Annotated in this window: 20 protein-coding genes and 1 tRNA gene; 20 read left to right on the top strand and 1 reads right to left on the bottom strand. The window is 60.2% G+C overall.

The window, feature by feature from the left end; translation table 11 throughout:
* Positions 1-252 precede the first annotated feature (252 nt).
* From IH881_00920 to IH881_00825, 20 genes are all read left to right on the top strand, one after another.
* Positions 253-684, top strand: a complete 432-nt coding sequence (locus tag IH881_00920; protein MCH7866226.1) for a hypothetical protein — start codon at positions 253-255, stop codon at positions 682-684.
* A gap of 83 nt (positions 685-767) precedes the next feature.
* On the top strand, positions 768-1175 hold the full coding sequence (locus IH881_00915) for a GFA family protein (GenBank protein ID MCH7866225.1): 408 nt from the start codon (positions 768-770) through the stop codon (positions 1173-1175).
* A gap of 192 nt (positions 1176-1367) precedes the next feature.
* Positions 1368-1586, top strand: a complete 219-nt coding sequence (locus IH881_00910; protein MCH7866224.1) for a hypothetical protein — start codon at positions 1368-1370, stop codon at positions 1584-1586.
* Positions 1583-2158 carry a peroxiredoxin gene (locus IH881_00905; GenBank protein ID MCH7866223.1) on the top strand — a complete coding sequence of 192 codons (576 nt, stop codon included), beginning with the start codon at positions 1583-1585 and terminating at the stop codon, positions 2156-2158. The genes IH881_00910 and IH881_00905 overlap by 4 nt, the downstream gene beginning before the upstream one ends.
* A gap of 7 nt (positions 2159-2165) precedes the next feature.
* Positions 2166-2792 carry a glutathione S-transferase family protein gene (locus IH881_00900; GenBank protein MCH7866222.1) on the top strand — a complete coding sequence of 209 codons (627 nt, stop codon included), beginning with the start codon at positions 2166-2168 and terminating at the stop codon, positions 2790-2792.
* A 67-nt stretch (positions 2793-2859) separates the two neighbouring features.
* The gene (locus tag IH881_00895; protein MCH7866221.1) at positions 2860-3288 is read left to right on the top strand and encodes an MAPEG family protein; all 429 of its coding nucleotides are present in this window, start codon (positions 2860-2862) and stop codon (positions 3286-3288) included.
* A 339-nt stretch (positions 3289-3627) separates the two neighbouring features.
* Positions 3628-4404 carry a TonB-dependent receptor plug domain-containing protein gene (locus IH881_00890; protein ID MCH7866220.1) on the top strand — a complete coding sequence of 259 codons (777 nt, stop codon included), beginning with the start codon at positions 3628-3630 and terminating at the stop codon, positions 4402-4404.
* Positions 4367-5734, top strand: a complete 1368-nt coding sequence (locus tag IH881_00885) for a TonB-dependent receptor (protein ID MCH7866219.1) — start codon at positions 4367-4369, stop codon at positions 5732-5734. Before IH881_00890 ends, IH881_00885 begins: the two co-directional genes overlap by 38 nt.
* Positions 5735-5966: 232 nt before the next feature.
* Entirely contained in the window at positions 5967-6914 is a 948-nt protein-coding gene (locus tag IH881_00880; protein MCH7866218.1) for a serine protease, read from the top strand.
* Between the two features lie 484 nt (positions 6915-7398).
* Positions 7399-8625 carry a hypothetical protein gene (locus IH881_00875; protein MCH7866217.1) on the top strand — a complete coding sequence of 409 codons (1227 nt, stop codon included), beginning with the start codon at positions 7399-7401 and terminating at the stop codon, positions 8623-8625.
* Positions 8626-8718: 93 nt separating this feature from the next.
* A complete protein-coding gene (locus IH881_00870) occupies positions 8719-9603 on the top strand; it encodes a fused MFS/spermidine synthase (protein ID MCH7866216.1) in 885 nt (294 codons plus the stop codon).
* Between the two features lie 144 nt (positions 9604-9747).
* On the top strand, positions 9748-10221 hold the full coding sequence (locus IH881_00865) for an ASCH domain-containing protein (protein MCH7866215.1): 474 nt from the start codon (positions 9748-9750) through the stop codon (positions 10219-10221).
* A 218-nt stretch (positions 10222-10439) separates the two neighbouring features.
* Positions 10440-10787 carry a hypothetical protein gene (locus tag IH881_00860; GenBank protein ID MCH7866214.1) on the top strand — a complete coding sequence of 116 codons (348 nt, stop codon included), beginning with the start codon at positions 10440-10442 and terminating at the stop codon, positions 10785-10787.
* Positions 10788-10846: 59 nt separating this feature from the next.
* Positions 10847-11281 (top strand): VOC family protein, encoded by a 435-nt coding sequence (locus IH881_00855; GenBank protein ID MCH7866213.1) that lies wholly within the window; start codon positions 10847-10849, stop codon positions 11279-11281.
* A 44-nt stretch (positions 11282-11325) separates the two neighbouring features.
* Entirely contained in the window at positions 11326-11496 is a 171-nt protein-coding gene (locus IH881_00850; protein MCH7866212.1) for a hypothetical protein, read from the top strand.
* Between the two features lie 118 nt (positions 11497-11614).
* Positions 11615-11833 carry a hypothetical protein gene (locus IH881_00845; protein MCH7866211.1) on the top strand — a complete coding sequence of 73 codons (219 nt, stop codon included), beginning with the start codon at positions 11615-11617 and terminating at the stop codon, positions 11831-11833.
* Between the two features lie 80 nt (positions 11834-11913).
* Complete coding sequence (locus IH881_00840) at positions 11914-12498, top strand: hypothetical protein (GenBank protein ID MCH7866210.1); 585 nt, start codon at positions 11914-11916, stop codon at positions 12496-12498.
* Between the two features lie 55 nt (positions 12499-12553).
* Positions 12554-14158 carry a murein biosynthesis integral membrane protein MurJ gene (murJ, locus tag IH881_00835; protein ID MCH7866209.1) on the top strand — a complete coding sequence of 535 codons (1605 nt, stop codon included), beginning with the start codon at positions 12554-12556 and terminating at the stop codon, positions 14156-14158.
* Positions 14155-17820, top strand: a complete 3666-nt coding sequence (locus tag IH881_00830; protein MCH7866208.1) for a hydantoinase B/oxoprolinase family protein — start codon at positions 14155-14157, stop codon at positions 17818-17820. The genes murJ and IH881_00830 overlap by 4 nt, the downstream gene beginning before the upstream one ends.
* Positions 17821-17923: 103 nt before the next feature.
* Positions 17924-17989 (top strand) — tRNA-Lys (locus tag IH881_00825).
* A 276-nt stretch (positions 17990-18265) separates the two neighbouring features.
* Here the strand turns inward: IH881_00825 and IH881_00820 are convergent.
* The gene (locus IH881_00820) at positions 18266-20023 is read right to left on the bottom strand and encodes a ShlB/FhaC/HecB family hemolysin secretion/activation protein (protein ID MCH7866207.1); all 1758 of its coding nucleotides are present in this window, start codon (positions 20021-20023) and stop codon (positions 18266-18268) included.

Here is a 20023-nt window from a genome sequence, read left to right as displayed (position 1 = left end):
GCGTGCCCGATGGCCAACACCCTTTGCTCGCGCAGGGGGGCAAGGGAGGGGGAGGTTGAGGGATCAAGGGTAAGCCATTGTCTCATTGACAGGCGCATGAGTTCGTATACGCGTTGGATGACATGACGGGTCGACGAAGTGCTTGGGCTTGGATGGGTTCTCGACTTATCTCGCGAATATAATTAGGCTGTCATACATCCAGCTCGATTGGGGGCTGGGGGTTGAATGGTAGTTGGGCCGCCGGGGAGGTGAATGAAGCGAGTCATTCGGATATTCGTGGGCGTCATTGTCCTGGCCGTGATCTTCTACGCGAGCCTCTTTGCCGTCGCAGAGGTTTACACGGAGATCGTCGTGCTCCGGACCTACGACTCTGATGGTCTTGCGCACGAGACGCGGGTCACGGTCATCGATATCGCCAATACGCCTTGGGTGCGAGGTCGGCCATATCGAGGCTGGTTTCGGCGTATCGAGGCGAACGCTATCGCTGAACTCTATCGTGGCGGCGCCTGGCTCCCAGTCCGTGCATCAGTCTCTCGCAACCCCGCGGATGCGGCAGAGTTCGACCGAGTGATGCTCGAGCGCTATGGACTCGTGTATCGCTACCTTGATTTCATCGCACGAATGTCGTCCAACGAGACCCCCGTTCGCCTAGATTCACGAGTCCCACAGCGGCCAGCAGCCTAACACCTGTCAGGCCCCCGTCTGTCAACAGGCACTGTCGTCCCTTGACGCCTGCCAAGTAGATCGGCGTTAGCAAGGAGCAAAGCGTGATTTTGGGTAGCTGCCTTTGCGGAGCAATTCGCTACGAGCTCACTCAGGAGCCGGTCTGGGCTCATAACTGCCATTGCCAGCGTTGTCGGAAGATTCGCGGGAGTGCGTTCGCATCGAATCTGTTCGTTCCACTCGAGTCCTTTCGCTATACGCAGGGCGAGGAGCTCCTCAGATCCTACAAACTACCCGAGGCAGAACGCTTTACTCACGTGTTTTGCGACGAGTGCGGGTCTAGCCTTCCATTCCGAAATGAAGCGCGAGGACTTGCCGTCATCCCGATGGGTAGTCTCGATGACGACCCTGGCCATACGCCACAGGCGCACATCTTCGTCGGATCCAAGGCGACGTGGTTCACGATCACGGATCAACTGCCGCAGCACCGATTCAATCTCGGGGAGGACTGAGAGCCCAGAGGCTTACCGCAGGCACGCCCCGCCGTATAACCAGGCGTTGCAATCGGGCCGGCCAGGGCTTCGTCCCATTTTAATGGTGTTAGCATGCAAACGTCTACGGTGTGTCAGCTGCAGCGGAAAATCGACGCGGGCCGCTGAACGCCAATCCGCTAAACGGCACCGGCCTCGATTACCGGGAGTTCAATGAACGATCCGATTGAAGCACTGATCCTCGATCTTCTCGAGTCGCTTGCTCCCGAGCCGCGGGCCTATTCAGAGGTTATAGAGGTTTGGCGTACCTCCTGTCCTCGCCTGCCCGTATGGGAAGAAGCGAGCGATCGGGGCTTGATTAGTCGAGACGGCTCGTTGGTTGCTTTGACGCCCGTCGGCCGGGAGCATCTTGCAAAGCGTCGCGGGCGATGACTTCAGATAACGTCTATCAGCTACCCGACGACTTGCCCGCTCCTCCGGACGACGGTGCAGCGCGGCACTTGCCTGGGACTGCCTTACCGGATCTTGATCTTCCGGCGACCAACGGAGCTGTCGTCTCACTCGCGCAACTGACAGCCCGGACCGTTGTGTATTGCTACCCGCGGACCGGAAGGTCGGGCGAAGAGCTGCCGCCGGGATGGAATGAGATTCCCGGAGCCCGTGGCTGTACTCCGCAGGCATGTGCATTCCGGGATCATCACAATGAACTCCAACGGGCCGGTGCGCACGTCTACGGGCTAAGCACGCAGTCAATCGAAGATCAGCGTGAGGTCGTAGACCGACTGCACCTCCCGTTCCCGCTCTTGAGCGACGCGAGCTACCACCTCTGCGATGCGCTGAGGCTTCCGACCTTTGAAGTGGAGGGGATGAGGCTTCTCAAACGCCTTACGATGATCATCGAGAGCGGCAAAATTGATCACGTCTTCTACCCTGTATTTCCTCCGGATCGTCACGCAGAGGAAGTCTTGAATTGGTTGGGCGGCATCAGAAGAGAAGGAGCGTAGATCTACAGTGCTGAGGCTCTACGACTACTGGGAATCCGGAAACTGCTACAAGGTCCGCCTGCTGCTCAGTCAGCTCGGGCAGCCCTTCGAACGGGTGCATCTCGACATCCTCAAAGACGAAACACGCCAACCCGAGTTCCTTTCCAAGAACCCGAACCATCGTGTTCCCCTGGTCGAGTGGCCAGATGGCCGGCTCCTCGCCGAGTCGAACGCGATTCTTTTCTGCCTCGCTGAAGGTTCGCCCTATTTGCCCGATGATTCTTGGGAGAGGGCGCAGATCCTTCAGTGGCTCTTTTTTGAACAATACAGTCACGAGCCCTACATCGCGGTCGTGCGTTTCTGGCACTTCTCCAAAACCCTCGATGAAAACAAGGAAGCGTTATCTGACAAGATGGACGGCGGATACGATGCCCTCGGCGTCATGGAGCGACACTTGTCGAGCAACGAGTTCTTTGCTGCCAATCGATACTCCATCGCCGACGTCGCACTTTACGCGTACACCCACGTAGCCCAGGAAGGAGGTTTTGATTTGAGCCGGTTCCCTTCGGTGACAGCGTGGCTTGAAAGAGTGGCGTCTCAACAGGGACATGTACGCATTACAGATTCGGTGGGTGAGCTCCTGGCCTGGCCCTAGGCGTATCGAGCGAAATTCAATCGACCTCTGGTATTGTTTGGCATCAATCATTCATGAGGTACGGCGAATGGAACCGCAGGTCATCCTATTTCCCTCTGTCGCGATGTTCCTTCTCACTTTTGGCGTAATCGTGCGAATGGGGTTGGCGCGGTACCTGGCCATTCAAAGTGGCGCGGTGAGCATCAAGTTCTTCCGGACATACGACGAGGGCGAACAGCCCGCGCGCCTTCATCTCCTCTCGCGTCACGTTCAGAACCATTTCGAAGTTCCACCGCTATTCCACCTGGGCGTAATCATGGCTTTCGTAGTTGGAGCCGTTTCACTGGCATCCGTTGCATTTGCGTGGTTGTTTTTCGGGGTCCGTTGTTTCCACACCTACATTCACCTCGGGTCCAATGACGTCAGCGTCCGCTTCTTCACCTTTGTAACGAGCCTTGCTGCACTCGCAGGTCTTTGGGGCTGCGTCTTGTTCGAGTTGTTCCAACAAACTGCCTGACGAACCGCTGAACGTGTATCGCGCCATCGATCGTTACGCCCGGCTAGGGCTGACGAAAAGTCGGCAATAGGCTCGGGGTGGGCCTCTGGGTTTTCGAGGAAATCACTCCGTACTTTCCACTACTTTTCCCAGCGCTGTTTTATGCGCCCATCCGCGCGCAGGTTTTACTCATTAGACACCTCCGCCAAACCGAGAAATTTACAGTTCTTGTTCAGGAGAAACGAAGACTCTCTGTCGGATTTGATTCAAATCCAAACAAGAAGGGGCGTTGGAGCGCGCGACACGGAGAGAAGATCCACCGCAGGCAGAGAGAGAGAATGACCAACGGAGATCACGGCAGTGCAACACCGCCACCTCACCATTTGCCTTACGTTGTTTTGTGTCTGTTTCGCAACAGCTTCCTGGGCTGAAGACAACGATCTCGACGACTTCTTTGAAATGTCGCTGGACGATCTGGCAGACATCGAGATCTCTGTGGCGTCGATCAAAGCCAAGACGATCAGAGAGCAGTTCGCCATCGTGAGTGTGATTACCGCCCAGGAAATCAGGGCCACCGGCGCCCGTGACTTGATCGACGTTCTGTGGCTCGTTCCCGGCTACCACTTCGGAGTTGACGTAGAAGGCATTACCGGCGTGGGGATTCGAGGGTTTTGGGCCTACGAAGGCAAGTCTTTGATCACCCTGGACGGGATCGACATTGTCGAATACCTGTTCGGAGTCGTCCCTCTCAACGAACACATCCCAGTCGACATGATCGAGCGCATCGAAATCATCCGCGGGCCGGGCTCCGCGATGTACGGCGGCAATGCCGAACTTTCGGTCATCAACATCGTGACGAAGGGCGCTAATCTCAACGGCGGCTTCGTGAACTTCGCGAATGGTACCGACGGCGATGACGTCTCCACTCGAGTTGGTGTAGCAGTTGGTGGCGGCGGTGACGATTGGCACGCGCATCTCAGCGGCTCCTGGGGTACGAGCTACCTCTCTACTTCGAAGTACACCGACAACGATACTCCTCCAGTCTCAATCAATTTGAACGGAAATTCCGACATCAATTCTCTCTTCTTGACTGGTTGGGGTGGACTACAAGGATCTCGAATTCAGGATCTTGTATGACGTTTACAACGTCGATGACGTCGTGAATTACGGTTGGATCGTGCCCCGCTATAGCGACAACTTTGAGTCCGTCGGGATGTCGGCGAAATACGATTACAAGCTTTCGGAGGCGGTGAGCATTACTCCAAAAATCATCTACGCCTATCAGGAGCCGTGGAAAATCGACCTGGCGGGAGAGCCCTTCAAAATTTCGACGCAACGCACTACTGCAAACGTAACGGCTGTAGGCAGCCTGGGCGCGCTTGGCCTGTTTGAATCGATCGACCTGTTGGGCGGAGTCGAGTTCTACTATGAGAGCGCAAAGGCGGGAGACTTGCCTGGTACAGACGAGAACACTTACTACGGTGGAAATAGCACCCAGGGCCACGAGAACTACTCGGCCTTCCTGCAGACCGAGTTCAATACCGAATGGGCCGATCTGACCGTAGGGGGTCGATATCACTATCACAGCAAGATCGGCGGAAAGTTCGTTCCTCGTTTGGCTCTCACAAGGGTTTGGGAAAAGTTTCACCTAAAGGGGCTCTTCAGCCAGGCTTTCCGCACGCCGCAGATCGAGATCATCACGTATGGTGGCGTCGATGGGAATGGAGACCCGACGATCAAATCAGAGACGACGACCTCAGTTGAAGTGGAAGCTGGCTACCGCGTCTCGGAGCACATGTCTGTCGTAGTCAACGCATTTTATATCGATATTACAGACATCTTGGTTTATACGTCCCTTACCAATTCCTATTCGAACTTCGACTCTGTAGCCAACTACGGTTTCGAGGCAGAAATGCGCTTCGCAGATACCTGGGGAAGCTTCACGCTCGGATATTCATATTACCGCAACTATAGAAACGACGTCCCTGCCTTCTGCACATCTGGGGGCGTAAACGGGGATCCGGACTATGCAGACTGCGGCACAACCAAGGGGCTGTTGCTCGGTTTTCCCGCACACAAGTTGACATACAACGGTACGTACCTGCTCACCGATCGCCTGAGTATCAACGTGAACGGTGCATTGATCAGCAAGCGCATCACCTATGAAATCGGCATGGCGACGCGCACCGCGCTCAACCCGCAGCTCTATACGAACGTGTACCTGCAATATCGGGGCGATCACATCAACCTCGGAATTGGCGTCAGAGATCTCTACAACAACGAGTACGAATACGTTCAGCCCTTTGACAGCGGGATCCGCGAACTCCCCGGAAGGGGGCCGCGAGGTTTTCGTAAAGGCCTCGTACGCATTCAACAGCATCCCCTTCATGGGCAATTAAGAGCTGCCCTTGCAGCGGAAGGAGCTGGGGAACGATCCCGCCTGACCTTCACTCGTACTACTACGTGAACTGCGCGTGCAGAACACGGGTAGTACGTCTGCAACACGTGTGATTGGTGTCCGGCGATCGTCCGGAGTACCCTGCGGTGGTTCATTGGTCGTTGTCATTGCGAAATGCTGCAGTTGCCCGGAGTCTCCCATCGTGATTTCCTTTCTCCAAACGCAGTGGCGAAGACTTGCGCCCCGATCGCCGCTACTGATTCTGCCGTTCGCTGCAATCGCCTTCAGTGGATGCAGCACGATGTCCGTTTCGGATCTGGCGACAACGCCGGCGGTGGAGCGGGCGGCCGACAGCGTCGTGTTGGTGCGATCGGGCCGCTTCGATTCCAATGGTGTCGTGGTCTCAGCCTCCGGCCTTGTGCTCACCGTTAGCCACGGCGTCGGTTTGGGTACGACGTGGGTACGGCTCCCGAACGGTTCCCGCGTGCGCGCCGAGGTCATCTACCGCGATGAACTGCGGGACATGGCGGTGCTGCAGCTACCGAGAAATCGCAGCTATCCCCATCTCGAACTGGCTTCTCATCACACGCTCAAAGAGTCGGTGGTGGTATTGGGTAAGCACCGGGACGAGGAAGGGCTGACAGTGGAAACGGGCACACTCGTCATTTCCGGTATCAACATGCTGCAGCGCGCACGCGCGGGCCTTCAGCTTCACACCGATCTCGAGCCCAAAAACCCCGATCAGCTGTGGCGCATCGAGAACGGCATGCTTCACACCGCACGGATCAAGCTGGGGTTCTCGGGGGGGCCTCTGCTGAACTTGGACGGGAAGCTACTGGGAATCAACACCGCCACTGGAATGTACAAGGACAGGAGCCTGACCTTTGCCATTAGTGCCGAGAGCTACCGGCCACACTTGCTTCATCATCTTCACCGACCTCATCCCCGCGGCGACCTGCCGGAGGTTTCGGCGGGGTCAGGCAACACACAGGCCACCGAGCACGACGATCTGGAGGGGGTTCGCTCTCCTTTGATCGAAGGGCTCTGGATGGTGGAAGGTCTGGATCGATTGGCACTGGCGACGGGTCTTACTCCAGAGCGCGTGGAATCCCTGTCGAAGCAAGTCGCCAGTGATCTTCACGAACGCAGCACACAGGGCGATCCGGCCATACGCGATCTCGTGACCTGGGTGTGGAAACGCTACCTTGCCGCGCTCGAAAAGGAGCACCGTGCGCTGAAGCAGGAATGACCCCCGCCGCTTTCCCCTAGTGACGCTTCCGCACGCGGGGACAGTTGAAAGTGTTGATCGAATCGGATCCCGAAATGGAATAATTTTCGAAGGTGCGCCCGTACAGGCTCTCCTGGCCTCCGACCTCAGGGAATGGGACGCCCTCGGGGTCCCGACGTACCTCGAATCGTCAAACCCCGCCAATGACTCCCTCGATACCCGCGCGGGGTTTCAGCCGGTCGGGGGATTTGAAGCGGTACGCAATAATGCGCGAGTGACCGCGATGTGGCGATCGGGGGCCGAAGCACCCATGGTATAACTAATTGGTGTATACCGACAGGTTTTAGTGTACATATTGCTGGGTTCTGGTACTGTATAAAGTGTAGGGTGCTCCGCGTCCGGTAATGCGGCCGGTCGTCGGCTGCTGAACGACCATCTGTTGAACGTTGTGTCTAGAGACTGGTCGAGGGTCCATTTGATCTGAGGCCTGGTTGTGGAAGAACACATGTTGCGTTCCGCCCGCCCGGCGGAAACAGGGAATGCTCCCGATTGGCGGATCGCGGTCTTTGGTATTGCGATCTCTGGGGCCGCCTTTCTCATCTTCCTCGTCCAACCCATGGTGGCCAAGCGAATCCTGCCCTGGTTTGGCGGAACGCCCGCGGTCTGGATGCTCTGCCTCACCTTCTATCAATCCGCGCTCTTTGTCGGCTACGTCTACGCCCATGCCCTGGTCCGGTGGGTGCCGCCCGGGATCCAGGCTGGCATTCACGGCTGTCTGCTGCTGGCGGCAATTATGGCGCTCCCGATCCTGCCCGCGGACAGCTGGGCCAGCGTTGCGGTCGAGGAACCGACGCTGCGGATCATGACCTTGCTCGCGAGCGAGATCGCGCTCCCCTTCGTCGTCCTCGCCGCCACGGGGCCGCTGGTTCAAGCCTGGTTCGCTAGACGGCATCCAACCCGCTCTCCCTACCCACTCTATGCACTTTCGAATTTAGGATCGATGCTGGCCCTTTTCGCCTTTCCGTTCATCGTCGAGCCGCGTTGGCCTCTCTCACTGGCAGGCCGAGGCTGGGGCGTCGGGCTCGTATGCGTCGCGCTTGCGATCATCGCGTGTGGTGTGATGGCGCTTCGAGCAGGCCCACGCGGTCGTGCGCCCGACAGAAGTGCGGGTGTGCAGGGTGGGGCGGGCCGGGATCCGGTCGGGCTCTGGCTCGTGCTCTCGGCAGCGGCCGTGGTGCTCTTGATGGGTGTGAGCAATCAACTCTGTCTGGACATCGCAAGCATTCCCTTTCTCTGGATCCTGCCACTCTCGATCTACCTTCTTACGTTCATTCTGTGTTTTTCCGACAGACGCTGGATTCGACCTGGCCCCTTTCTCGTTCTCGCGCTCCTGGCACTCGCGGCCATCGCCGTCAAGGCACTTAGTTACTACTGGATCGTCACCATGGGCTGGGACGTCGAGGCTGCCACTGTCGAGAGAGTCCGGATGCTGGGCTCGGTCTATATTGAAGTGTGCATCTATAGCTTGTTGCTTCTTTCAACATGCATGCTCTTACACGGTGAGCTGTATCGCCGCCGCCCGCCTCCAGAGCGACTGACCTCCTTCTATCTCTACGTGTCCGGTGGCGGCGCGCTCGGCGGTCTTTTCGTCGGGTTGCTTGCCCCGCGCATCTTCCCCGACTATTACGAATTGGAGGCGGGCCTCATTCTCGCGCTGGTGGGCTTGGCGTAGGCCCATCGTTCGAAGGTCTCCCCGGACGCGCCGACAGGGGACGATTCGACTCTTTCGCGAGCGACGGGCACCCGAACGGCGGGGAACTGGTCATTGGGCATCGGTGTGCTCGCCGCGATTCTGGTCGTTGCGGATGTGGGCCTCTCGCTTCGCGAATCGGAGGGTCTCATCTGGAGAGAACGCAGCTTCTTCGGGGTTTTGCGTGTGATGGAAACCGGTGACGGGGACACTCGGCAGCGCCTCCTGCGACATGGATCCACCGCCCATGGTCTCCAGTTCCTCGAGCCCCCGAAGATGCGTTTTCCGACGTCTTACTACGGCCGGGTGACACCCCTCGGCGCCTGGATGTTTATGCGTGCCCCGGAATCGAAGCGGCGAATCGGTGTGGTCGGCCTGGGAGTCGGCACCATTGCCGCCTACGGGCGCCCTGGAGATCTCATTCGCTTCTACGAGATCGACCCCGGAGTGGTCCACGTGGCTGGCCCCGACGGTCTCTATCGCTATCTCTCGGACTCGGCCGCCACCGTCGAAGTCGAATTGGGAGACGCGCGCCTGGCTCTCGAAGAAGAGCAAGCGGAAGGACGCCGACAGGATTTCGACCTGCTCGTGATCGATGCTTTCAGCAGCGATTCCATCCCCGCTCATCTGATGACCCAGGAGGCCTTCGAGGGTTATCGGGCAGCGCTCGCGGATTCCGGCATGATCGCAGTGCATGTGTCGAACCGACATCTCCAACTGAAGAACGTCGTGTCCAGACTGTTCGGGTCGATCGGATTTTCGAGCGTCCATCTGTCGACCTACGCGGTCCCCCGCTATCAGAGTAAACGCACAGATTGGGTCTTCGCGAGCGAAAGGCCGGTGCAGCTGATCGATCTTCAAATCGCTCTGGGCAAGCTCCACCAGCGGTTTCATCTCGGCGAGAATTCGTATCAAGTCAGTCGACTGAGATCGAGTGAACTCGGATCCATCCCGCTCTGAACGGACGATTTTGCGAACCTCTTGGACGTCCTGAAGCCCCTCTGGCCCTGAAAGGCCGAATGTGCTCCGTATTCATTGGATCCTTCCAGTTGATTGGAGGGTGCTAGCGTGCGAGGGCCGACCGACTAGTCAGCAGAGAAGACGATGAACATCCCAAGTCACGTTCAAGCATTCTGGAAACAGTTCGAAGCTGCCGTGGGCCGGGATGTTTCAGCGCGATTTTATGAAGCGTTTCACTTCGACGACAATGAGGCGGATGCAAACGAGCTGGGTGACTTGGTTTTACAGGGCACGAAACGAGCGACGGCCAGTCTGCTTTGGCTCAACGAAGCGAAAAATCAACCTGTCCCGCAAGTCGGCGCCCTCAGCGTGGTCACGAACTGGCAGCAAGAACCGCTATGCGTCATTGAAACGATCCAGGTGGATATTGCGCCTTACGAGGAAGTGGGTGAGGCCTTTGCCGCTGCTGAAGGCGAAGGGGATGGGTCGCTTCGCTACTGGCGAGAAGTGCACTGGCTGTACTTTTCAAGGGAGTGCGCGCGTCTGGGCAAGCAGCCGAGTTTAACCATGCCGGTTGTTTGTGAGCGTTTTACGCTGGCCTTCTCATCGAAACAATAGACTGGAGCAATCGAGCAGGGCGCGTCTTGCATCCACTCCCGGCACCTGTACCGTCTGGCATCAGCTTTTTCAGGCGCGGCCGCGTTGGCGGCTAAGGTGAGATTATGGTGAATTGGGAAGCAATCGGAGCGGTCGGAGAATTCGTTGGCGCGCTTGCCGTGGTTCTTACCCTCATGTACGTCGCGCGAGATATTCGCCAGAATTCGAGATCCCTGGCGATGACTGCTCTACGGGATTCCACGGCGCAGTGGAATCACTGGAGCGAAATGATCGCGACTTCAAGTGACCTGGCCGATATCGTCGTAAAGGGAAACGCGTCCTACACCAGCTTGTCCGAAAGCGAAACGCTGCGTTATGGAGCCTACGTGCAGTCGTTCTTTGACAACATGGAGAGTGCCCGGTCTCTCGTGGTCGATCATCGAGTGGACCACGACCTGGACGTGATCGAGCTGATCGTGGGTCGGCGGCTCAAGATATCGGGCTTCGCCATATGGTGGCAGGACAATTCTTCTGACTACGACCCCGGCTTCGTGGCATGGATCGACGATTTCAGTGACGACGGCTAACCAGCTGCCAGCGATCGAAGCGGCATCCGTTGGGCGACGTGGCAGCGGGGAGAATCGAAGTGCTTGATATCGAGGGTGTCAACCACATCGGAATCCGGGTCAGGGACAAATCGCGGTCCGTCTCGTTCTACGAGTCTCTCGGCTTCGTACAAATTGCCGATGCAGGTTTTGCTGAAGGGCATCCCATCATCATGCGGCACCCCAGTGGAGTCGTTTTGAACCTGTTGGGTCCCGCAACCTCGGCTGGGGATTCGAATGTTCTCATGGATATCAGCGAGAAGCACCCGGGCTACACGCATATTGCGCTTACCGTCTCTTCGCTTTCAAAAGCCCGCGACTTTGCCGCAGCGCAGGGTATAGAAATCACGGGGTCTTTCTCGTTTGGTGAGATGTCGGCGATCTTCATTCGGGACCCCGATCGCAATGTCATCGAGCTCGACTCTTATGGCAATTCAGTCGGAGACGAAACTGAGGGATACTCGAATCACCCATAGTTGGCTGAGGGCATAAATCGTTGATCGAGACGGACTTACTCTTCTTGCTCGCAGAGATTAGTGTCGCACTGGCCGGCTTCTCGGCGATCGTCGGTGTTCTGGGCTCTCGCTCAGGCATGTCCAAGGTTCGAGTCGATGCTCTACGGCTCCAGGCCATGCTCGAGGCGAACCTCGTCGTAGCTGCGCCTTCGACCTTCATGCCGTCCAAAGAGTAGAGGGGGGGGGAGAATTGGAGCGCGAACTCGCCCACTGACGATCCTGGCCGAGGTAACCATCGCCTTCGTCGCCTTCTCTGCCATTGTCGCTTCGCTGAGAGTGACTCTTGGAAAGAAGTTGACCGACTTCCAAAACCTGTTGGTACATTTCTTCACGGAAAGCGGCATGCTCGCCGTGAGTGTTGCCCTGCTTCCCCTGGTGCTGTCGGGTTTCTGGCAAGATGAGCGAATCGTCGCCCGCTACACGATTGTGTACACGTTGGTCGCGACCGCCACGTACCTCTCCTTCTACTATTCGTCGCAGGCTAAAAATTGGAATCGTATTCGAAGGCTTTGATGCCTATCCCCGGCAACCCGGAGAACCCGACGACTACGCGGCCGAGTACGAACCCGAGAGCACCGTGACGGCGATCGAAGTTGCGATTCGGCAACTGGGGCACGAGCTGGTTCGGCTCGATACGCCTGCGCGAGATCCCCCACGTCGAGATCATCCGGCTGGGCACGCGGCTACCCGTGACCTTGCCTTACCGTGTAACGGACGAGTTGTGCGCGATGTTGAAGCGTCACCATCCGATCTGGCTGAACACGCACTTCAACCATCCGCGCGAGATCACCCCGGCTTCGATTGCCGCGTGCGAAAAACTGGCCGACGCCGGAATCCCGGTGGGCAACCAGAGCGTGTTGCTCAAGGGCATCAACGACGACGTGGAAACAATGAAGCAATTGAATCGAGCGTTGGTCGCCATGAGAGTTCGACCCTATTATTGCTATCAGGCGCAACTGCTTGCTGGCACTGCGCATTTTAGAGTCCGTATCGAAGACGGTATCGAGCTCTTTCGACAGCTCCGCGGCCGCACCAGCGGCTTTGCCATTCCGCAATACGTGCTCGACACCCCGCACGGAAAAGTCCCCATCACTCACCAGACCAGCCTCGGCCGGGACGGCGACGACTACGTGGTCGAAACCTGGAACGGGGAGATCTGGCGCGAGCCCAATCCCTGACTGACGTGCGGGGATTTGTGCGCCAAGGTCTCACATACTCGGGGAGGGGGATCGGGTGGTGAACGACCTGGGGCGGGACAAAGAACAGAGTAGTGGCGGACGCGGCCTCGGAGAAGCGAGTGCTTCCGGCCTGGGTGCGGCGGCGCTGCTGTTGGCCGCGAGCGTCATGCTGTCGCGGGTCATCGGATACCTGCGCGAAGTCGCGCTCGCCTATCAAGTGGGCGTTGGGAGCGACACCGACGCCTTCTACACCGCGTTTCTAATTCCAGATCTTCTCAATTATCTACTCGCTGGCGGCGCTCTCGCGATCGCCTTCATTCCGCTCTACAACCGAGTGCGCAGACGCGACGGCGCCGAGGCCGGGGAGGCGTTGCTGGCCAACGTCCTCGGCACACTCGGTGTGGTGACCGTCGCCGCCACCGTGCTCTTGTGGATTGCGGCGCCGGATCTCATCGCGTTTGCCTTTCCCAAGTACGGTCCCGAGACGCAGGAACTCACGGTAAAGCTCACGCGTATCGTGTTGCCCGCGCAGATTTTCTTTCTCACCGGCGGGTTGCTGCGCGCGGTGCTGATGGCTCACGGACGCTTCGGCGCCCAGGCCCTCGCGCCCGTTGTCTACAACGGAGCCACCATCGCGGGCGGCTTGCTCACGGGCAGCGTCGAAGGATTTGCCTGGGGAGTCCTGGTTGGAGCCTTTGTCGGAAACTGGTTGATCCCCATGGTCGAGATCATTCGGGTGCAGCCGCTTCGCATCCGCTTCGCTCCGTTTTCCGACCACTTCAAGAGCTACCTGTCCCTGGCACTTCCGCTGATGCTCGGGGTGTCGCTGATCACGGTGGACGAATGGTACGAGAAGTTTTTCGGTGCCCAGTTGGCAATGGGAACGGTGGCCCAACTCGGGTTTGCGCGGAAGCTGATGATGGCTCCGGTGGCCGTGGTCGGGCAGGCGGTGGCCGCGGCGGCCCTGCCGTTGCTCGCGAAATTCTACGCCGACCACCGCGAAGATGAACTCAACGACACGCTTCAACGCACCCTCGCAAACAGCCTCGGACTCGCGGCCCTGGCCGCCGGCGGGTTTCATGTTTTCGCGCAGCCGTTGGTCCAGGTCGTCTACCAATACGGCCGCTTCACCCAGGAGGCGACGCTTCCGGTCGGGGCTCTGCTCGCGATCTTGAGCCTGGCCGTGCCGGGTTGGGTCGCCCAGCAGATCGGGGTCCGGGCCTTCTATGCCCGGGAAGAAATGTGGCGGCCGATGCTGCTGGGGACAGGCGTCGCCCTGCTCGCACTGCCCCTCTACTTCACCCTCGGGCAGCGCCTGGGCGCAGCGGGTCTGGCCTGGGCCGGGACCGCGGCCATCTCGATCAACGCGCTGGTGACTCTCGTCTGGGCCCGGATGCGCTTTGGAGCCCCAGATCTTTCCAAACTGGCCGTAGCGGTACTGCGCTCACTGAGTGTTGCGCTGGTCGCTGCTGTCGCCGGCGGCCTGGCCGCAGAACAGGTGCCAGTCTCGCTGGGCGCGTGGGGACAACTCGGAATCGGAGGCGCGGTGTACGCCGGGACGGCGTTGCTGCTGGGAAAGTTGTTCGGCGAATCTGCAGTCAACCAAGTCATCCTGTACCGCCTGGCACGCAGAGGTCGCGGTCGAGAACCGAGCTCGTGAGCGATTCGGGTTGGGAGTTCTGGATCGATCGCGGGGGCACGTTTACAGACTGCATCGGTCGCGCCCCCGACGGCAAATTACATCCCACCAAACTTCTCTCGAGCGACCAGGCACCGGTCGAAGCGATCCGCCACATCCTCGAAGCCCAGGGAGTGATCGCGCCCGGGGATGCGTTGCCCGCTTGTCGGGTCAAGCTCGGATCGACGGTCGCGACCAACGCGCTGCTCGAGCGCCGTGGGGCGCCAACCCTGTTGATCGCAAACCGGGGCCTCGGTGATGTGATTCGCATCGGGACCCAGGAGCGACCGCATCTGTTCGACCTGAACATACAACGGCCCGACCCTCTGCACGCGGAGCAGGTTGAAGTCGCGGGTCGCGTCAGCCGAGCGGGCGAGGAGCTGGAAGCATTCGATCCCGCGGAAACCCTGCGCACCCTCGAACGTGCGAGGGCAGGGGGGATGACCTCGGCGGCCATCGTCATGATTCACGCCTACGCGTATCCCGACCTCGAACGGAAGCTGCACGAATTGGCCACCGCCGCGGGTTTCGATTACGTCGTGACGTCCCACGAAATTGCTCGCGAACTCGGTCTGCTCGCACGGGGAGAGACCACGGTCGCGGACGCCTACCTGACCCCGCTGTTGCGCCGCCACGTCGATGCGCTCTGCAGTGCGTTGCCGGGATCTCGCTTGCGCTTCATGCAATCGTCGGGCGGTCTCACCGACGCCGCCCGTTTCCGCGGCCCCAACGCGCTACTCAGCGGACCGGCCGGTGGTGCCGTTGCGGCCTCGGTGGTTGCGATGAACGCGGGTTGGTCCCACGCGATTGCGTTCGATATGGGCGGGACTTCGACCGACGTCTCCCTGATCGAAGACGGGGAGGTCGATCGGGCTTTCGAAAGCGAAGTGGGCGGAATCCGCGTGAAGGCGCCGATGATGCGCATCCACACCGTGGCCGCAGGTGGGGGGTCACTGTGTCGCTTTGACGGGCTGAGTCTCAGCGTCGGCCCCGAAAGCGCGGGCGCTTGGCCGGGTCCCCTGTGTTACGGGCGCCGTGATGATCGGGGGGATGCGGTGGCCAGCGAACTCGCGCTCACCGACATCAACTTTGCCCTCGGCCGGGTGCAGCCCGATCGTTTTCCTTTTGCGCTCGAGCGGCCGCCGGTGGTCGAGGCGCTGGAGCGCCAGCGCGAGATGTTCGAGAAGGCCGGAACTTGCCGCACACCAGACGAGATTGCGGCGGGCTATGTCGAGATCGCCAACGCCAACATGGCCGAGGCCATCGCCCAGGTCTCAGTGGCTCGGGGAGTCGACCCGCGCGACCACGCGCTGATCGGTTTTGGCGGCGCCGCCGGCCAGCACGTCTGTGGGATTGCGCGCCTGTTGGGGATCCCTCGAGTGATTCTTCATCCCCTGGCAGGTCTGCTCTCCGCCTATGGCATCGGTTTGTGTGAGCCGAGTTGGGACGGCCAGCGCGACGTGGGCCGCGAGCCCCTGCCGCCGGATGGCGAAGGGTTCGCATCCAAACTGCTGGACATCTTCGCTGCGCTCGAAGCTTCTGGGCGCGCGGCGCTGGTTGCCGAGGGTGTCGACTCCGCTGGCTTTCACAGCGAACGCTGGCTCGATCTGCGCTACGAGGGGACCGACGTTCCACTCTCGATTCGCGAACCACATCCGAACGGAGACTCCGATCAAGCTGATGCCGGGGCCTGGCGCGCCGCGTTTTCTGGAGAGCACGAACGTCGCTTCGGCTACATCCGCGAAGGTCACAGCATCGAAATGGTGACGGCCCGGGTGCGCTGTGGTGAACGGTCCGGTCGGGCCGCAAGCGAGAGTAGATCCGCAGCCATGGACATCAGCGGGGCCGCCACTTCATCGTCCCCCCAGCCTCGACGCGAAGAGTCGGTGTACTTCCCGAGTCTCGGCCGGGTTGCGACGCCCGTCTACGATCGCGAATCCCTCACCCCCGGCTGCGAGATCAGTGGCCCCGCCCTGGTGCTCGAGGACGCGGGTACGATCGTCATCGAGGCGGACTTTCGCGCGCGGGTCGACCCGGGCGGAGTCCTGGTGCTGTGGGATGCGGCGCGTCCGGTGCGGGAGCCCACGGTCGATTGGAGTGTGGTCGATCCGGTGCGGCTCGAAGTCTTCGGCAATCGTTTCATGTCGATCGCCGAACAAATGGGGGCATCGCTCCGCAATACTGCGGTCTCGACCAACATCAAGGATCGCCTCGACTATTCGTGCGCGGTCTTCGACGGGCAGGGCGGGCTGGTGGCCAACGCTCCCCATATCCCGGTTCATCTCGGCGCGATGGGAGAGACGGTGCGCGCCGTTCGCGAGCGCTTCCCCAATCTCGACGACGGCGATGTGATCGTCACCAACGACCCGTTCGAAGGCGGATCGCACCTGCCGGACATTACCGTCGTCACGCCGATCTTCATGGCGGAGTCCTCGCTCAGCACTCCGTGTTTCTACGTTGCGAGCCGCGGGCACCACGCGGACATCGGCGGCACCACCCCCGGCTCGATGCCACCAGACTCGCAGACCCTCGAGCAAGAGGGTGTGGTCCTCAGTGCGTTTCGCCTGGTGAAGCGCGGTGTCTTCGACGAAGCCCGCCTGCGTGCTGCGCTCTCGGGGGCCCGCTATCCCGCACGGCGACCCGACGACAACGTGGCGGACCTCGAGGCCATGGTGGCGGCCAATCGAACCGGGGTGCATCTGTTGGCGCAGTTCGTGGCCGAACAGAGCTACCGGGGTGTGGCTGAAACCATGGCGCAGTTGCAACGCGCCGCCGCGGACCGCGTTGCGCGGGAGATCGGCAAGCTACCCGACGGCGTGCATCGCTTTGCCGATCGTTTGGATGACGGGACGCCGATCGAGGTCAGTCTCGAAGTGCGCGGCGAGCGGATGCGAATCGACTTTGCTGGCACGGGAGCGGCTGTGCCCGGCAATCTCAATGCGCCCCGCGCCGTGGTGCACGCCGCCGTGATCTATGTCTTGCGGTCGCTCGTCGCCGAGCGAATTCCGCTCAACGGAGGCTGTCTTGACCCGGTGGAGATCGTGATTCCCGAGGGCTCGATTCTGGATCCACCTGAGGGTTCGGCCGTGGTCGGGGGCAATGTCGAGACTTCTCAGCGCGTGGTCGATGTCCTGCTGGGTGCGCTCGGGATCGCGGCGGCGAGTCAGGGCACCATGAACAACGTCACGTTCGGGGACAGCCACTTCGGTTACTACGAAACCATCGGTGGCGGCGCGGGTGCCGGTCCGGGCTTTGCGGGAGCTTCCGCGGTCCACACCCACATGACCAACACCCGCATTACCGACGCCGAGATTCTCGAAGATCGCTACCCGGTCCGCCTGGTCCGGTTTGCGCTGCGAAAAGAGTCGGGTGGGGCGGGGCGCTACCGCGGTGGCGATGGAATCGAACGCTGTTACGAGTTTACTGCGCCGGTGCGCGCGAGCCTGTTGACCGAGCGCAGAGTTCATCCTCCGTACGGAATGGCGGGGGGCTCGCCTGGGAAGCGTGGCCGCAACCGAGTCATCCGCGCCGGGGCAAGCCCAGAGGATCTCGCGTCAAAGTGTTCAATCGCACTCGAGCCGGGGGATCGACTCTTGATCGAGACCCCGGGCGGCGGCGGGTTCGGCGATCCCGACAGCTCGTAGTCCAGATCTGCAACGAGTGTGCACGCGCGGTGGTCCCCCCGTTTGAGAAAACCCCGAGGACTCTTGCCGGGGTTCCCCCAGCATTCTAAGGTCCGGCCGGGCGCGTAGCTCAATTGGCAGAGCAAGTGGCTCTTAACCACTAGGTTCGGGGTTCGATGCCCCGCGCGGAGGATAGGAAAAAGAAGCTGATGTTTAGATTCCGCCGATAAGTCGCAGTATGACAAATTGCGCGGAATCCCTGGTAAATTGCTCCGATGCGGGCGGCCCGAAGAATACGGAGACAAGTTCGAAGACTTCCGACCCGCACCGCCAGGACGACTAGTTGCTCAAGTCGCGCAGGTGTCGTTCGGCTCTCTCGACGTAGCGACTGAGTCCCCGCTTGCGTCCCATCTCACCGACGGTGCGCCAGGCGTCGATCATTCCCAGGTGTGAGGTGTTCGGCTGCTCACCAGGTATAGCTGGCACCTATGTGGAGACCGTTGTCCTGGAGATCATCCCCGACAGTTTCCACATCGTTCAATGCCTTGCCCCAGTTGACGTCGACAAGGATGTTCTCGTTGATCGCGAGGCGGCCGCCGATGCCGGCGCTCAAAAGGGTGGTGGCGCCGATCTCCATTCGATCCGTGTTCCACGAGTAACCGGCGTCGAAGAAGGGAGTCAAGGCGAAGTGCGGCTGCCATCCCCCCCAGCTTGGAAACGGCACTGGTACCCGGATCTCGAGCGAGCCGACCAGACCATTGTCCCTGACGAGTCGATTCTCGCGATAGCCGCGGACGGTAGCGTGGCCACCCACCGCGAACTGTTCAATGCCCAACAGGGGACGGTCCGAGAGCTGGACGTCCGCCCGCGCCAGGATTTGCACGTCCCAGAAGTTCGGTAGGCGCTCGGCCCATTGCACCTGACCTAGCCACGAAAAAAACTTCCCGTCGGGAATGTCGCCGGAGTGATCAGTAGCGCCGAAAATCGGCAGCCCGATGTTGAAGACGCTGCGCGCCGCCAGCACATGACCATCCGCGCGCCAGGTCCAGTTTCCTCCGAGGCGCAGTACCGCCAGCTTGCTGACCCCGGCGTCTGGCCCGGACACGAAGGAGAATGGTTCGCCGAAAAGAAAGGTCTTGCTACGGCGCCACTCTCCGCGCAAGAAAGTCTCCACCGTGGTCTCGGGTGTGCGATAGAACGGGTGCCTCAGACTGAACCCGTAGGTGGCTGTCTCTCCCTTGATCCCGAAGTCGTCGAAGGGCGCCTCTACTACATCCGTCCAGGTGCGACGCAGGTGTAGCCCGAAGCGGGTGTCGTAGGCGTTGAGCGGAACCTCGTAGCGTACCTGCACGTCCTGGAGCCCTACTCCACCTTTGTATTCCACCTGCATGGCGTCCCCCCCGCCGGATACATCGTTCCATCCGAGGAGAATTTCGCCTCGGCCAGAGCCGATGACGGGCGAGCTGTAGTTGTTGCCGCGGAATCGTGCGTAGTACGGACGCGCCTCGATGACCCGCACGCGAAGCACTGCCTCCCCACGTTGTTGGCCCGGTAGCAGTGACGCCTCGAGGGCTTGGATGCGTTCGTCTTGCTGAAGCACCCGCAGTCGCCGTTCGAGATCGTTTACGTTTACGATGGCCTCCGCCATACTGGCAATGCGCCGCTCAACGTAGCTTCGATGCAATCGACCGTCGGTGTGGACCTGAATTTCAGTCAGCCTTCCCTCGATGATCCACACCTCGAGCACACCGTCGGTCAGAGACTGGCTGCGCACGACTGCGCCGGACGTCACATAACCACGCTCCACGTAGGCGGCGGTGAGTGCATCACGCAGCTCCTGCAACTCTTCGAAGCCAAGCTCCCGACCCAGGTATGGGCGTCGCACAGTGTCTAGGGTTTCTTGTAACAGTACGGTGTTGCCCAACACGCGGATCTCGGTCAGGGTGACGAGACTGCCGCCCCGAAGCCCGTCTGTATCCTCGCCCTCGGCCAGCGGAAGGGGAGGCAGGACGTCTCCCGGAGTTATAGGAGGCGGCTCGAAGCGAGGCACCAGCGGCAACTGTAGAACCTGCGACTCGAGTTCCGGCTCGGAGTAACTCGGGAGTTCGGGACGATCTTGCCCGGGCAGGACGTCCTGGGCGCTTGCAGTCCAAGCGCAGAGGAGGACCCACGCGGCGATCCACAGGCTTTCGCCCGTCCACCGGCGTTGGGTTCTGAATCTCAT

The organism is Myxococcales bacterium (assembly GCA_022563535.1).
Taxonomy (GTDB): domain Bacteria; phylum Myxococcota_A; class UBA9160; order UBA9160; family UBA4427; genus DUBZ01.
This window is presented reverse-complemented; position numbering and strand designations above follow the sequence as displayed.

Coding starts and splice junctions, on each gene's coding strand:
- IH881_00920 (MCH7866226.1), top strand. CDS start 253: ATGAAGCGAGTCATTCGGATATTCGTGGGCGTCATTGTCCTGGCCGTG.
- IH881_00910 (MCH7866224.1), top strand. CDS start 1,368: ATGAACGATCCGATTGAAGCACTGATCCTCGATCTTCTCGAGTCGCTT.
- IH881_00860 (MCH7866214.1), top strand. CDS start 10,440: ATGACTGCTCTACGGGATTCCACGGCGCAGTGGAATCACTGGAGCGAA.
- IH881_00820 (MCH7866207.1), bottom strand. CDS start 20,023: ATGAGATTCAGAACCCAACGCCGGTGGACGGGCGAAAGCCTGTGGATC.
- IH881_00865 (MCH7866215.1), top strand. CDS start 9,748: ATGAACATCCCAAGTCACGTTCAAGCATTCTGGAAACAGTTCGAAGCT.
- IH881_00875 (MCH7866217.1), top strand. CDS start 7,399: ATGTTGCGTTCCGCCCGCCCGGCGGAAACAGGGAATGCTCCCGATTGG.
- IH881_00895 (MCH7866221.1), top strand. CDS start 2,860: ATGGAACCGCAGGTCATCCTATTTCCCTCTGTCGCGATGTTCCTTCTC.
- IH881_00880 (MCH7866218.1), top strand. CDS start 5,967: ATGTCCGTTTCGGATCTGGCGACAACGCCGGCGGTGGAGCGGGCGGCC.
- IH881_00905 (MCH7866223.1), top strand. CDS start 1,583: ATGACTTCAGATAACGTCTATCAGCTACCCGACGACTTGCCCGCTCCT.